The organism is Paraburkholderia bannensis NBRC 103871 (assembly GCF_000685015.1).
In the GTDB taxonomy this organism is placed as follows: Bacteria; Pseudomonadota; Gammaproteobacteria; order Burkholderiales; family Burkholderiaceae; genus Paraburkholderia; species Paraburkholderia bannensis.
In genome coordinates this window covers 40,502-53,251 of sequence record NZ_BAYA01000004.1, presented here as the reverse complement: position 1 = coordinate 53,251, position 12,750 = coordinate 40,502, and the positions used below count along the sequence as shown (strand labels likewise).

Here is a 12,750-nt window from a genome sequence, read left to right as displayed (position 1 = left end):
GCGGTGGCGATGTTCACTGTTGCGGCGCTTCCTGAAGCTTCGTGGAGGGCGCGAGCGTGGCCGAAGCACCCGTGAGCGGCTGCACGCCGCCGTTGCGCGGCGACAGCATGGCGCGCACGCGGCCCTTCGGATTGCCCGGGCCCGCGACGTCCGAGCCGGACTTCGCAGTGTAGAAGTCCTTCTGGCCGTCATAGGTCACGACGCTGCCATGCACCTGGTCCATCACCGTGGACAGGCCTTGCAGGCGGCGCACCGTGGCGCGCGTCGTGAGCGTGGTGAGGTCCTGCTTGCCGTCGTAGTCGATGCGCTCGGCCGTGCCGTCGACGTATTCGTCGATGCCTTCGCGCTTCTGGCGGAAGTAGGCGAGGTTGGCGTCGGGCGTGCCGGGCGCGACCGTGCCGGTGGCGTACTGGTAACCCTGCGGATCCTGGGTGACGACGAGCTTGTCGGCCTTGATCAGGATTGTGCCCTTGGTGGCGACCACGTGACCGGTGAAGATGGTCTGCTGCTTGAGGTCGTCATACGTCATGTTGTCCGCTTCGATGTTAAGCGGCTTGTCCTTGTCGGCGCGTTCGGCGTGTGCGGCCGGAGCGAAGCTCGCGAGCGGGAGCGCAAGGGCGAGCGCGCCCAGCGTGGCGAACGCGGCGCGGCGCCAGCGCTCGGCGCGCGGCAAACCGGACAAGAGACGGGGAAGCGAATCGTTCATGCAATCATGTGCCTTGCGTGGACGGCCCGGGGGATCAGGACGAGCCGCCGGAGTCAGCCGGGGCGATCGCGCCGCGGACGTTGCCGAAGAGCTGGATGACCCGGGTGACGTTGTTGTAGTTCATGCCGTTGGTGGCCGTCATGACCGACAGGCCGCGACGAAGTTTAACCGGCTTTTCGGTCAGGATCACATCGTCGTTCACCAGCACGCGGAAATGCTCGGAATCAGCCTGCATCTCGGGGTCGCCATAACCGGCGGCGCGCAGGATGCGGGCGTCGTCGTACAGGTTGACGATCGAGGCGTCCGAATTCACCGTGCCGCGCTTGCCGGTGGCCGTGACCACCGGCTTGCCGGGCTGGAACGCGCGCACCGCGGGCATCGTGAGGTCGCTGTCCTGATCGTCCTCGTAATGCACCATGTGGGTGGCGGTCAGGCGGTACTGCGTCGCACCCGACTGGTCGAGTTCGGACACCGAGAAATTGTCGGCGAAGTAATCGGGCGAATGCGTGAGCGGACGCGGCGCAGCCTCGTTCTCGTGCGGCTTGACGGCCTGGAACAGCCACCAGGTGAAACCGGCGAGAAATGCCACGCAGACGAGCGGAATCAGCGAGGTGAGGCGGAACTTCGGGTTCATTGGTGCGCCCCGGCGTCCGGAGAATCTGCTGCGCAGGCGGCCGCGAGCATTGCGTCGTAGTGGCCCTGGGCGCGCAGGATCAGGTCGGTGACTTCGCGCACGGCGCCGTGGCCGCCGGTGCGGTCGGTGACCCAATGCGCGCGCGCGAGCACTTCCGTGTGCGCGTTGGCCGGCGCTGCGCCGAAGCCGCACTGGAGCATCACCGCGAGGTCGGGCCAGTCGTCGCCCATGTAGCCGCATTCGTCAGCCGTGACGCCGGTTTCGGCGAGCAGCTGCTTGAATGCGACGCGCTTGTCTTCGACGCCTTGATACAGATGCGTGATGCGCAGTTCCTTCGCGCGCACGGCGACGATCTCGGACTTGCGCCCGGTGATGATGGCCGTGTCGATGCCCGCTTCGCGCAGCAGCTTGGCGCCGTGGCCGTCGAGCGAGTTGAAGTCCTTCATGGTGTCGCCCGCGCCGGTGAACAGCAGGCCGCCGTCGGTGAGCACGCCATCGACGTCGAAAATCATCAGCCGCACGCGCGCCGCGCGTGCCTTTGCATCCAGCTCGGAAGCCGCCATCAGATCACCTTCTTGGAGAACAGGTCGTGCATGTTGAGTGCGCCGATGAAAATCATCAGCCGCACGCGCGCCGCGCGTGCCTTTGCATCCAGCTCGGAAGCCGCCATCAGATCACCTTCTTGGAGAACAGGTCGTGCATGTTGAGTGCGCCGATGAGCGCGCCGTCGGCGTCTACCACCAGCATCTGATTGATGCGATGGCGCTCCATCAGTTCCACGGCTTCGACGGCGAGTTGATCGGGGCCGATCGTGCGGGGGCCGCGGGTCATCACGTCGCCGATAGGCAGATCGCGGAAATCGCCTACGCGTTCGAGCACGCGGCGCAGGTCGCCGTCGGTGAAGATGCCGGCCACGTGGTCGTCGGCGTTGACGATCGCCGTCATGCCCATGCGCTTGGCGGTGAGCTGGAAGAGGGCGTCGCGCACCGAGGCGTCGTCGCGCACCTTCGGGACGGCTTCGCCCGTGCGCATCACGTCGCGCACGTAGGTCAGCAGGCGTCGGCCGAGCGCGCCGCCCGGGTGCGAGCGCGCGAAGTCGTCGGCGCCGAAGCCGCGCGCGTCGAGCACCGCGACCGCGAGCGCGTCGGACAGCGCGAGCGCCGCCGTGGTGCTGGCGGTCGGTGCGAGATTGAGCGGGCAGGCTTCTTTTTCGACGCCGGCGTTCAGGTGCACGTCGCAGAGCTTGCCGAGCGTCGATTGCGGGCGGTCGCCCGTCATGCCGATCATCTTCGCGCCGATGCGCTTGACGAGCGGCAGGATCGCCACGAGTTCTTCGGATTCGCCGGAATTGGACAGGCCGATGAAGACGTCTTCCGCGGTCACCATGCCGAGGTCGCCGTGGCTCGCTTCGGCAGGATGCACGAAGAAGGCCGGCGTGCCCGTGGAGGCCAGCGTGGCCGCGAGCTTGCGGGCAATGTGGCCCGATTTGCCGATGCCGGAAACGACAACGCGTCCACGGCAACTGAGGATGAGATCGACCGCGCTGACGAAGTTGTCGTCGAGCCGGTCGCGAAGCCCGCGCACGGCGTCAGCTTCGATGTCGAGCACGTCGCGAGCGAGCTTCAGCGCCCGGTCGCCATTGATTTTCGCTATCATCCGGGGAGTATAGCAAAGGCGTATGCGCGCCGCGCCTGCGCGCCCAGCGCGCGCGGCGCTTCGCGCGGTGCCTCGGGTGGCCTCTGGGCGGCCGCTTTGTCACCGCTTTACGGCCACTTTGCGGCCCGTCCGGCGGAGCTCGCCGCCCGCCCGGGCTTCCCCCTGTAGTCCCTCGCAGCACTTCCCAATTCGCATCGTTTGCGCCGATCATGGATCCGACCGGCGCGGGCATAGTTTCCACAGCCGGGCTTGTGCATTTCGAGATGCACATCCGGCAACGCATAAGAGAACGAGGACGCTTCTCACGATGATCTCCCCGCTGGAAATGACGTTGTTCCTGCTGCTCGCTTCGGTGGTGGGCGTCGTGCTGTTCCGTTACCTGAACCTGCCGCCGATGCTGGGCTACCTGACGGTCGGCATTCTGGTCGGGCCGCGCTCGCTCGGCATCGTGCCGGACACGCATGGCGCGCAGAACCTGGCGGAATTCGGCGTCGTGTTCCTGATGTTCTCGATCGGGCTGGAGTTTTCGCTTTCCAAGCTGCGCGCGATGCGGCGCGCCGTGTTTGGCCTCGGGCTGTCGCAGGTCGTAGGGACGATCGCGGTGGCGCTGCTGGTCGGCCTCGTGCTCGAACCGTGGGTGCATATCACCTGGCAGGCCTGCGTGGCACTGGGCGGCGCGCTCGCCATGTCGTCGACGGCCATCGTCAGCAAGATGCTGGCGGAGCGGCTGGAGATCGAATCGGAACATGGCCGCAACATCCTGGGCGTGCTGCTGTTCCAGGATCTGGCCGTGGTGCCCCTGTTGATCGTGATTGCGGCGTTCGGCGGCTCGTCGAAGTCGCTGATCGAATCGCTCGGCATGGCCGCCATCAAGATCGTGCTCGCGCTCGGCATCCTGCTGTTCGTCGGGCAGAAGTTCATGACGCGCTGGTTCAACGTGGTCGCGCGGCGCCGCTCGCAGGAACTGTTCGTGCTGAACGTGCTGCTCGTCACGCTGGGCGCGGCGTTCATCACCGATAAATTCGGCCTGTCGCTCGCGCTGGGTGCGTTCATCGCCGGCATGCTGATCGCCGAGACGCCCTACAAGCATCAGGTGGAAGAGGACATCAAGCCGTTTCGTGACGTACTGCTGGGGCTCTTCTTCGTCACCACGGGCATGCTGCTCAACCCGCACGTGATCTGGCAGCACCCGTTCATGGTGGGCGCGTTCTTCATTGCGCCCATCGTGCTCAAGGCCGTGCTCATCACGGCGCTCACGCGGCTCTTTGGCGCGTCGCCGGGCGTGGCGATGCGCACGGGCCTCGGGCTCGCGCAGGCGGGCGAATTCGGTTTCGTGCTGCTGAACCTCATTCTCGACAAGCATCTGGTCGATCCCACGCTGCTTCAGGCGATCCTCGCGGCGATGCTGCTGTCGATGCTGGCCGCGCCGTTCCTGATCCAGAACGCCGACCGCATCGTGATGCGGATTTCCTCGACCGAATGGATGCAACAGTCGCTGATGATGACGCGCATCGCCACGCAGAGCATCAAGCAAAGCGGCCACGTGATCGTGTGCGGCTATGGTCGTGCCGGGCAGAACCTCGCGCGCATGCTCGAATACGAAGGGCTGTCGTACGTCGCGCTCGACCTCGATCCTGACCGTGTGGCGGCAGCGGCGGCGGCGGGCGAATCGGTGGTGTTCGGCGATGCGGCGCGGCGCGAGTCGCTGGTCGCGGCGGGCATTCACCGTGCGGCCGCGGTCGCGATCACCTATGCGAACACGCAATCGGCGTTTCGCGTGCTGCATCACATCCACGAACTGGAGCCGACGCTGCCCGTGATCGTGCGCACCGTCGACGACGCCGATCTCGAACGGCTGCTGGCCGCCGGCGCGACCGAGGTGATTCCGGAAATCGTCGAAGGCAGCCTGATGCTGGCTTCGCACATGCTCGTGCTGATGGGCGTGCCGATGCGCCGCGTGGTGCGCCGGGTCGAGGAACTGCGCGACGAGCGTTACAGCCTGCTGCGCGGCTATTTCCACGGCACCGACGATGCGGGCGAGGACGGTCACGAGCAGGTGCGGCTACAATCCGTACCGGTCGATCCGCGCGCCGACGCCGTGGGCCGCACGCTGGCCGATCTGGGCCTCGTCGACCTCGGCGTGGAGGTCACGGCGATCCGCCGCCACGGCATTCGTGGCGTGGAGCCAGACCCCTCGACCAAGCTGCGCGAAGCCGACATCGTCGTGCTGCGCGGCCTGCCCGAGCAGCTCGCGCTGGCCGAGGAACGCCTGTCGCGTCATCGCAAGGCAGGCGCCGGGGCGGGCGCGACGGCGGCTTGATGCGCCGACGGGGTCTCGCCCCGTTTAACCGGCCGCTGCCATCGACCGTTCCCTAATTTTGCTTCAATTCTTGCTACTACCCGGAGAAATCATGTCCAACGCACCTGCGAACGCGAGCGCCGATCCTGCGCAGTTCGTAAACAGCCTGATCCGCACGGTGCCCGACTGGCCTCAGCCGGGAGTGCAGTTTCGCGATATCACGCCGCTGATCGGCGACCCGAAGGGCCTGCGCGTGCTGATCGACCTGCTGGTCGAGCGTTACGTGGGCATGAAGCTCGACTGCATCGCGGGTCTGGACGCGCGCGGCTTCATCATCGGCCCGATCGTTGCGTATGAGCTGAACGTGGGCTTCGTGCCGATCCGCAAGATCGGCAAGCTGCCGTACAAGACGGTGTCGGAAACCTACAAGCTCGAATACGGCGAATCGACGGTCGAGATCCACGAGGATGCGGTTGGCCAGGGCGACCGCGTCGTGATCGTCGACGACCTGATCGCCACGGGCGGCACCATGCTCGCGGGCAAGCGCCTGCTTGAGCGGCTGGGCGCGACGGTGGTGGAGGGCGCGGCGATCATCGACCTGCCGGAACTGGGCGGCTCGAAGCTGCTCACCGAAGCGGGCCTGCCGCTCTACACCATCACCTCGTTCGGCGGACATTGATTCCACGGAGGCCCTGAGGCCATGCCCAACTTCGCGCTCTTTCTCGCGACTTCGCTCGCCATCACCTTCGCGCCCGGCCCGGACAACCTTCAGGTGCTCGCGCGCGGCATCTCGCAGGGCCGCGCCGCCGGTCTCGTGGCCGCGCTCGGTTTCGCGGCGGGGGTGACGTTCCACACGACGCTGGCCGCGCTGGGCATTGCCGCGCTGCTGCGCTCGTCGCCGCTCGCATTCCAGATCCTCAAGCTCGCGGGCGCCGCGTACCTGATCTGGATTGGCGTGAAGGCATTGCGCAGCCAGGGCCTGGCCGCCGCGGGCGACCGTCCGCGCCAGCCGCTCTCGACGATCTTTCGCCAGAGCGTGCTCGGCAACGTGATGAACCCGAAGGTGACGTTGTTCTTCGTCGTCTTCCTGCCGCAGTTCGTCGATACGCACGGCGCGCAAAGCGGTGGTCAAAGCGTGACGCTGCAGATGCTCGAACTGGGCGCCGTGTTCATGCTGCAGACCGTGGTGGTGTTTTCGGTGTTCGGGCTGTGCGCGGGCACCATCGGCGGCTGGCTCAAGCGCCGGCCGCGCGCGGGCGTGTGGCTCGACCGCCTGGCGGGCCTCACCTTCATCGCCATCGGCATGCGCATCGCGCTGCGCGACTGAAGCCTGACTCACGCCCAACCGACGACGCCTGGAGTTTCACACGATGAGTTTGCCTTGCATCACCGACGCGCGCCGCTTCGACGCGAACGCGCATCTGCCGTTCTATTTCGGTGACGAACGCGTGGGCTGGATTCGCCGCGCCGATGTCGCATTGCTGGCGCGCTGGCCCGACGTCTTCACGATTGTCGATGCCGGGCCCGACGCGCGCGTAACCCTCGCCGCCGAATTCGACAATGTGACGGCGCGCAGCGCGGCACTGGGATCGGTGATCGGCGCGCTCGCCGCCGAGGGCCGCATTCCGGGCTGGCGCAACGAAACCTACGCGATCCGCAACGCCTTCGATGCGCCGCCGCTCGCCTATATCGAGCGCGCCGCTTCGCGCTTCTTCGGCACCATGACCTATGCGGTGCATTTGAACGGCGTCGTAGAATATGCGGCTTCGGCTGCTGGCGCGACTTCGAGCGCGCCGCAGCTCTGGATCGCGCGCCGCAGCGACACCAAGGCCACCGACCCCGGCATGCTCGACAACGTCGTGGCGGGCGGGATCGGCTGGGGACTCGGCATCGAGCCCACGCTCGCCAAGGAGTGCTGGGAAGAGGCGGGCATCGCCGCCGAACTCGCCGCGCGCGCCACGCCGGGGCGCACCGTGCACGTGTTGCAGTCGCTGCCCGAGGGCACCCAGGCCGAGCAGATCTTCGTCTACGACCTCGTGCTGCCCGAAGATTTCGTGCCGCACAACCAGGACGGCGAAGTGGGCGAGCATCGCCTCGCGCGCATCGAGGAAACCGCACGCTGGATCGAGGAAGGCCGCATGACGGTCGACGCGGGCCTCGCGACGCTCGACCTGATGCTGCGCCGCCAATGGATCGACGAAGACGCGTGCGAGGGCATTGCCGCGATCTTCGAACCACCGACGCTGTGAAAGGGCGTTGGGTTTAACTAGCCCTTTTGAATCAGAGAGAAATGACGGGAGTTACCAGGGTCATGTCGACCGATCACAGCTTTATTCTCAACCTGTCGTGCGCCGACCGGCCGGGCATCGTGCATGCCGTGTCGGGTTTTCTGTTTGAGCGCGGCAGCAATATTCTCGACTCGGCCCAGTTCGGCGACAGCCACACCGGCGAGTTCTTCATGCGCGTGCACTTCCAGCAAGTGGGCGGCGACCCGGGGCTCGACGGCCTGCGCGCGGCGTTCGCGCCGCTGGCGAGCGAGTTCAGCATGCGCTGGGAGCTGCAGGACGCGAACGTGAAGCCGCGCGTGGTCATCATGGTGTCGAAGATCGGCCACTGCCTGAACGACCTGCTGTTCCGCTACCGCACCGGCCAGTTGCCGATTGAAATTCCCGCGATCATCTCGAATCACAAGGACTTCTATCAGCTGGCGGCGAGCTACAACATCCCGTTCCATCACTTCCCGCTGCTCGGCGGCACGGCCGCGGACAAGGCCGCGCAGGAAGCGCGCGTGCTCGAAGTGGTGAACAACGAACGCGCCGACCTGGTGGTGCTCGCGCGCTACATGCAGATTCTGTCTCCGCAACTGTGCGATGCGCTGGCGGGCCGTGCCATCAACATTCACCACTCGTTCCTGCCGAGCTTCAAGGGCGCGAAGCCGTACTACCAGGCGTTCGATCGCGGCGTGAAGCTGATCGGCGCCACGGCGCACTACGTGACGTCGGATCTCGACGAAGGCCCGATCATCGAGCAGGAAGTCGAGCGCGTGGACCACAACATGACGCCGGAGCAACTCACGGCGATTGGCCGCGACGTGGAGTGCGTGACGCTCGCGCGCGCGGTGAAGTGGCATGTGGAGCACCGTATCCTGCTCAACGGGCATAAGACGGTGGTGTTCCGCTGATTTGAGCGCACGGTTGTGACGAAAAAAATGGCCCCTTCGGGGCCATTTTTCATCGCGCTATGCGGTTTCAAACTACGCGGCTTCAAACTACGTGGCTTCAAACCAGCCGCAGATAAATCAGCTCGCGCTTGATATACGCGTAGAAAATCGGCGCGGCGATCACGCCCTGGATGCCGAACGCGGCTTCCATCACCAGCATCGCCGTCAGCAGTTCCCACGTGCGCGCCTCGATCTGGCCGCCGACGATACGTGCGTTCAGGAAGTATTCGAGCTTGTGAATCACGATCAGGAACGCCAGCGCCGTCACCGCCGCCGGCAGGCTGACCGTGAGCGCGATCGCCACGATCAGCGTGTTCGAAATCAGGTTGCCGATCACCGGCAGCAGCCCCACCACGAATGTCACCACCACCAGCATCTTCGCGAGCGGCAGCGGCGCGTGAACCACCGGCAGCACCAGCAGCAGGAACAGCCCGGTGAACACCGTGTTGATCGCCGAGATCTTCACCTGTGCGAACACGATGCGGCGGAACGCATCGGCGAAACGCGACACGCGTGCGACAAACGCCGTCGATAGCGGCAGCCGCGTGGCGTTCTTCTGTGCGCCAATCGCGATGATCGCGCCGATGATCATGCCGATCACGATATGCCCGAGGATGCGCGCCGCGTTCTTGCCGCCCTGGCCAAGCTGCGTGGCGTGCTCGTGCATCAGCGCGAGCGCCTTGAGCTTCATCTGCGCGACGTCCACGGGCAGATAGGAGGCGATGGCGTCGGGAATGCGCCCGCGCGCCTGGTCGACGAAGGTCATCATCTGCGCCATGACCTTCTGCACGCTCGGCACGTCGTTTTCGAACTGCTCGATCACGCCCACCGTGAGGCCAGTCAGCACGCCCACGATCACAATCGACACCAGCACGACCGACAGCCAGCGCGCGCGGCTGCTCGACATGCGCCGCTCGATCAGCGGCGAAATCGTGTGCACGAGCTGATAGACCAGCATCCCCGCGAGCAGGGCGCCGAGCAGATTGAGATGCAGCACCGCCCACATGCCGCCGAGCGCGGCCAGATAGCTGCCGATCTCCACCGCCGAAAGCTTCGGCAGGCTCATGTCGCTCGTGAGCCGCACGGGCCTCGGCCGCAGGTCGCGCACCTGCTGCTTGTCGTCCGCCGTGTCGGTCGCTTCGTTGCGCTTGGCCATGTTGCGTCTATTCCGTCCCCAGACCCTGGGGGCTCGCGGCCCCCGTCCCGTTGTGTGCGCAGCTTTATTGGTGCACTGCGCTGCTTGTTGCCCGATTTTTTGCCCGATTCTTTGCCCGATCCCGCGCCCGACTACTTGCCCGAGGCCGTATCGAGCGCCGCGATCTTGCCGTTCGCGCGCTTGAGCAGCGGTGCGAGATAACGCCCGGTGAAGCTGGCCTTCGACTTCGCCACCTGCTCCGGCGTGCCTTGCGCCACGATCTGGCCGCCGCCCGCGCCGCCTTCGGGGCCCATGTCGACGACCCAGTCGGCGGTTTTTATTACATCGAGATTATGCTCGATGATCACGACCGTATTGCCCTGATCTCGAAGTCGATGAATCACTTCGAGCAGCAGCGCGATATCGTGGAAGTGCAGACCGGTGGTCGGCTCGTCGAGGATGTAGAGCGTGCGGCCCGTGTCGCGCTTGGACAGCTCCAGCGACAGCTTCACGCGCTGCGCCTCGCCGCCCGACAGCGTGGTGGCCGACTGGCCCAGGCGGATATAGCCCAGGCCCACGTCCAGCAAGGTCTTGAGCTTGCGCGCGACGACCGGCACCGCCTTGAAGAACTCGTAGGCGGTTTCCACCGTCATGTCGAGCACTTCGCTGATGTTCCGGCCCTTGTACTGGATCTCCAGCGTCTCGCGGTTGTAGCGCTTGCCGTGGCAGACGTCGCAGGGGACGTAGACGTCGGGCAGGAAGTGCATCTCCACCTTCAGCACGCCGTCGCCCTGGCAGCTTTCGCAGCGCCCGCCCTTCACGTTGAACGAGAAACGGCCCGACTCGTAGCCGCGCTCCTTGGCCGCCGGCACGCCCGCGAACAGTTCGCGGATCGGCGTGAACAGGCCGGTGTAGGTGGCCGGGTTCGAGCGCGGTGTGCGGCCGATCGGCGACTGGTCGACGTTGATGACCTTGTCGAAGTGATCGAGGCCCTCGATCGCCTCGAACGGCGCCGGTTCCGCCGACGATCCATACAGATGCTGCGACACGGCGTGATAGAGCGTGTCGTTGATGAGCGTGGACTTGCCCGAGCCCGACACGCCCGTCACGCAGGTCAAAAGGCCGACCGGCAGGTCGAGCGTGACGTGCTTGAGGTTGTTGCCGTAGGCCTCGACGATGCGCAGGCGCCGTTCGTCGGCTTCCTTGCGCTCGTCCGGATAGTCGATGCGACGCGCGCCCGACAGATATTGACCCGTCATCGAAGCCGGATCGTTTTCCACGTGCTTGGGCGTGCCTTCGGAAATCACCATGCCGCCGTGCTCGCCCGCGCCCGGCCCCATGTCGACGACGTAATCGGCCATGCGGATCATGTCCTCGTCGTGCTCCACGACGATCACCGAATTGCCGAGGTCGCGCAGATGCTTGAGCGTGGAAATCAGCCGGTCGTTGTCGCGCTGGTGCAGGCCGATCGACGGTTCGTCGAGCACGTACATCACGCCCGTGAGGCCGGAGCCGATCTGCGACGCCAGCCGGATGCGCTGCGCCTCGCCGCCCGAGAGCGTCTCGGCGCTGCGGTCGAGCGACAGGTAATCGAGCCCGACGTTATTCAGGAACATCAGCCGCGCGACGATTTCCTTGACCACCTTGTCGGCGATCTCGCGCTTGGCGCCTTCCAGACGCAGCGTCTGGAAGTAGCCGAGCGAGTCGCGCAGCGGCCAGCCGCTGACTTCATAGATGGCGCGCGCGTCCTCGTTCATGCCGATGCGCACGAAACGCGCCTCGCGGCGCAGTCGCGTGCCTTCGCAGTGCGGGCAGGCCTGGTTGTTCTGGTATTTCGAGAGTTCTTCGCGTACCGCGGCCGAATCGGTCTCGCGGTAGCGGCGCTCCAGGTTCGGAATGATCCCTTCGAACACGTGCTCGCGCACCGAAGTGCGGCCGCGCTCGTTGATGTACGAAAACGGGATTTCCTGCTTGCCCGAACCGTACAGCAGGATCTTGCGCACTTTCTCCGGCAGGTCTTCGAACGCGGTGTCGATGTCGAAGTCGTAGAACGCCGCCAGGCTTTGCAGCATCTGGAAGTAGAACTGGTTGCGCCGGTCCCAGCCCTTGACGGCGCCCGCCGCGAGCGACAGCGACGGATGCGCGACCACGCGCTTCGGATCGAAGAAGGTGATCTGGCCGAGGCCGTCGCACTCCGGGCACGCACCCATCGGGTTGTTGAACGAGAAGAGGCGCGGCTCCAGCTCCGGCAGCGAGTACGAGCAGATCGGGCAGGCGAACTTCGAGCTGAACAGATGCTCCTTGTTCGTGTCCATTTCGAGCGCGACGGCGCGGCCTTCAGCCAGACGCAGCGCGGTCTCGAACGATTCCGCGAGGCGCTGCTTCATGTCCGGGCGCACCTTCAGGCGATCCACCACCACGTCGATGGTGTGGCGCTCGCTCTTCTTGAGCTTGGGCAGCGACTCGACTTCATAGATCTTCGCCTCGCCTTCGTTGGCGGTGCCGCCGCCCGAGCGCACGCGAAACCGCACGAAACCCTGCGCCTGCATGTCGTCGAACAGCTCGGCGTGCTCGCCCTTACGATCCACGACCACCGGCGCGAGAATCATCAGCCGGGTCTCTTCGGGCAGCGCGAGCGCGGCGTCGACCATCTGCGAAACGCTTTGCGACTCCAGCGCAATCTCGTGATCCGGGCAGTACGGCGTGCCCACACGTGCGTAAAGAAGTCGCAGGTAGTCGTGAATTTCGGTGACCGTGCCGACCGTCGAACGCGGGTTATGCGAGGTGGCTTTCTGCTCGATGGAGATAGCGGGCGACAGACCCTCGATCAGGTCGACATCGGGCTTCTCCATCAGCTGCAGGAACTGGCGCGCGTAGGCCGAGAGGCTTTCCACGTAACGGCGCTGGCCTTCCGCGTAAAGCGTGTCGAAGGCGAGCGAGGACTTGCCTGAACCCGACAACCCGGTGATCACCACGAGCTTGTGGCGCGGGAGGTCCAGATTGACGTTCTTCAGGTTGTGGGTTCGGGCCCCACGGATACGGATTTGTTCCATGAACCTGCGGGAGAAAGGGAGGCTAAACCTGCTACTATAACGACTTT

General features: G+C 65.6%; 11 protein-coding genes. 5 read left to right on the top strand and 6 right to left on the bottom strand.

What is annotated here, in order from left to right; translation table 11 throughout:
* Positions 1-13 precede the first annotated feature (13 nt).
* From lptA to kdsD, 4 genes are all read right to left on the bottom strand, one after another.
* Positions 14-706, bottom strand: a complete 693-nt coding sequence (gene lptA, locus BBA01S_RS06230) for a lipopolysaccharide transport periplasmic protein LptA (RefSeq protein ID WP_027815673.1) — start codon at positions 704-706, stop codon at positions 14-16.
* A gap of 34 nt (positions 707-740) precedes the next feature.
* Positions 741-1,340 carry an LPS export ABC transporter periplasmic protein LptC gene (gene lptC / locus BBA01S_RS06225; RefSeq protein ID WP_027815672.1) on the bottom strand — a complete coding sequence of 200 codons (600 nt, stop codon included), beginning with the start codon at positions 1,338-1,340 and terminating at the stop codon, positions 741-743.
* Positions 1,337-1,903 carry a KdsC family phosphatase gene (locus BBA01S_RS06220; RefSeq protein WP_027815671.1) on the bottom strand — a complete coding sequence of 189 codons (567 nt, stop codon included), beginning with the start codon at positions 1,901-1,903 and terminating at the stop codon, positions 1,337-1,339. Before BBA01S_RS06220 ends, lptC begins: the two co-directional genes overlap by 4 nt.
* Positions 1,904-2,009: 106 nt before the next feature.
* The gene (gene kdsD, locus BBA01S_RS06210) at positions 2,010-2,996 is read right to left on the bottom strand and encodes an arabinose 5-phosphate isomerase KdsD (RefSeq protein ID WP_027815670.1); all 987 of its coding nucleotides are present in this window, start codon (positions 2,994-2,996) and stop codon (positions 2,010-2,012) included.
* 307 nt (positions 2,997-3,303) lie between these two features.
* Here kdsD and BBA01S_RS06205 point away from each other — a divergent pair, with 307 nt between their 5' ends.
* The 5 genes from BBA01S_RS06205 (at position 3,304) to purU (ending at position 8,476) form a co-directional block, all read left to right on the top strand.
* Complete coding sequence (locus BBA01S_RS06205; RefSeq protein ID WP_027815669.1) at positions 3,304-5,316, top strand: cation:proton antiporter domain-containing protein; 2,013 nt, start codon at positions 3,304-3,306, stop codon at positions 5,314-5,316.
* A gap of 91 nt (positions 5,317-5,407) precedes the next feature.
* On the top strand, positions 5,408-5,974 hold the full coding sequence (locus tag BBA01S_RS06200) for an adenine phosphoribosyltransferase (protein ID WP_027815668.1): 567 nt from the start codon (positions 5,408-5,410) through the stop codon (positions 5,972-5,974).
* Positions 5,975-5,995: 21 nt separating this feature from the next.
* Positions 5,996-6,622, top strand: coding sequence for a LysE family translocator (locus BBA01S_RS06195; RefSeq protein ID WP_027815667.1), 627 nt, complete (start codon positions 5,996-5,998; stop codon positions 6,620-6,622).
* Positions 6,623-6,665: 43 nt separating this feature from the next.
* Entirely contained in the window at positions 6,666-7,544 is an 879-nt protein-coding gene (locus BBA01S_RS06190) for an NUDIX hydrolase (protein ID WP_027815666.1), read from the top strand.
* 62 nt (positions 7,545-7,606) lie between these two features.
* Positions 7,607-8,476: a formyltetrahydrofolate deformylase gene (gene purU, locus BBA01S_RS06185; protein WP_027815665.1), complete on the top strand. Its 870-nt coding sequence runs from the start codon at positions 7,607-7,609 to the stop codon at positions 8,474-8,476.
* Between the two features lie 97 nt (positions 8,477-8,573).
* Here purU and BBA01S_RS06180 read toward each other — a convergent pair whose 3' ends face one another.
* Together BBA01S_RS06180 and uvrA are read right to left on the bottom strand one after the other, a co-directional pair.
* Positions 8,574-9,671, bottom strand: coding sequence for an AI-2E family transporter (locus BBA01S_RS06180; RefSeq protein WP_027815664.1), 1,098 nt, complete (start codon positions 9,669-9,671; stop codon positions 8,574-8,576).
* A 131-nt stretch (positions 9,672-9,802) separates the two neighbouring features.
* Entirely contained in the window at positions 9,803-12,703 is a 2,901-nt protein-coding gene (gene uvrA / locus BBA01S_RS06175; protein ID WP_027815663.1) for an excinuclease ABC subunit UvrA, read from the bottom strand.
* Positions 12,704-12,750 lie beyond the last annotated feature (47 nt).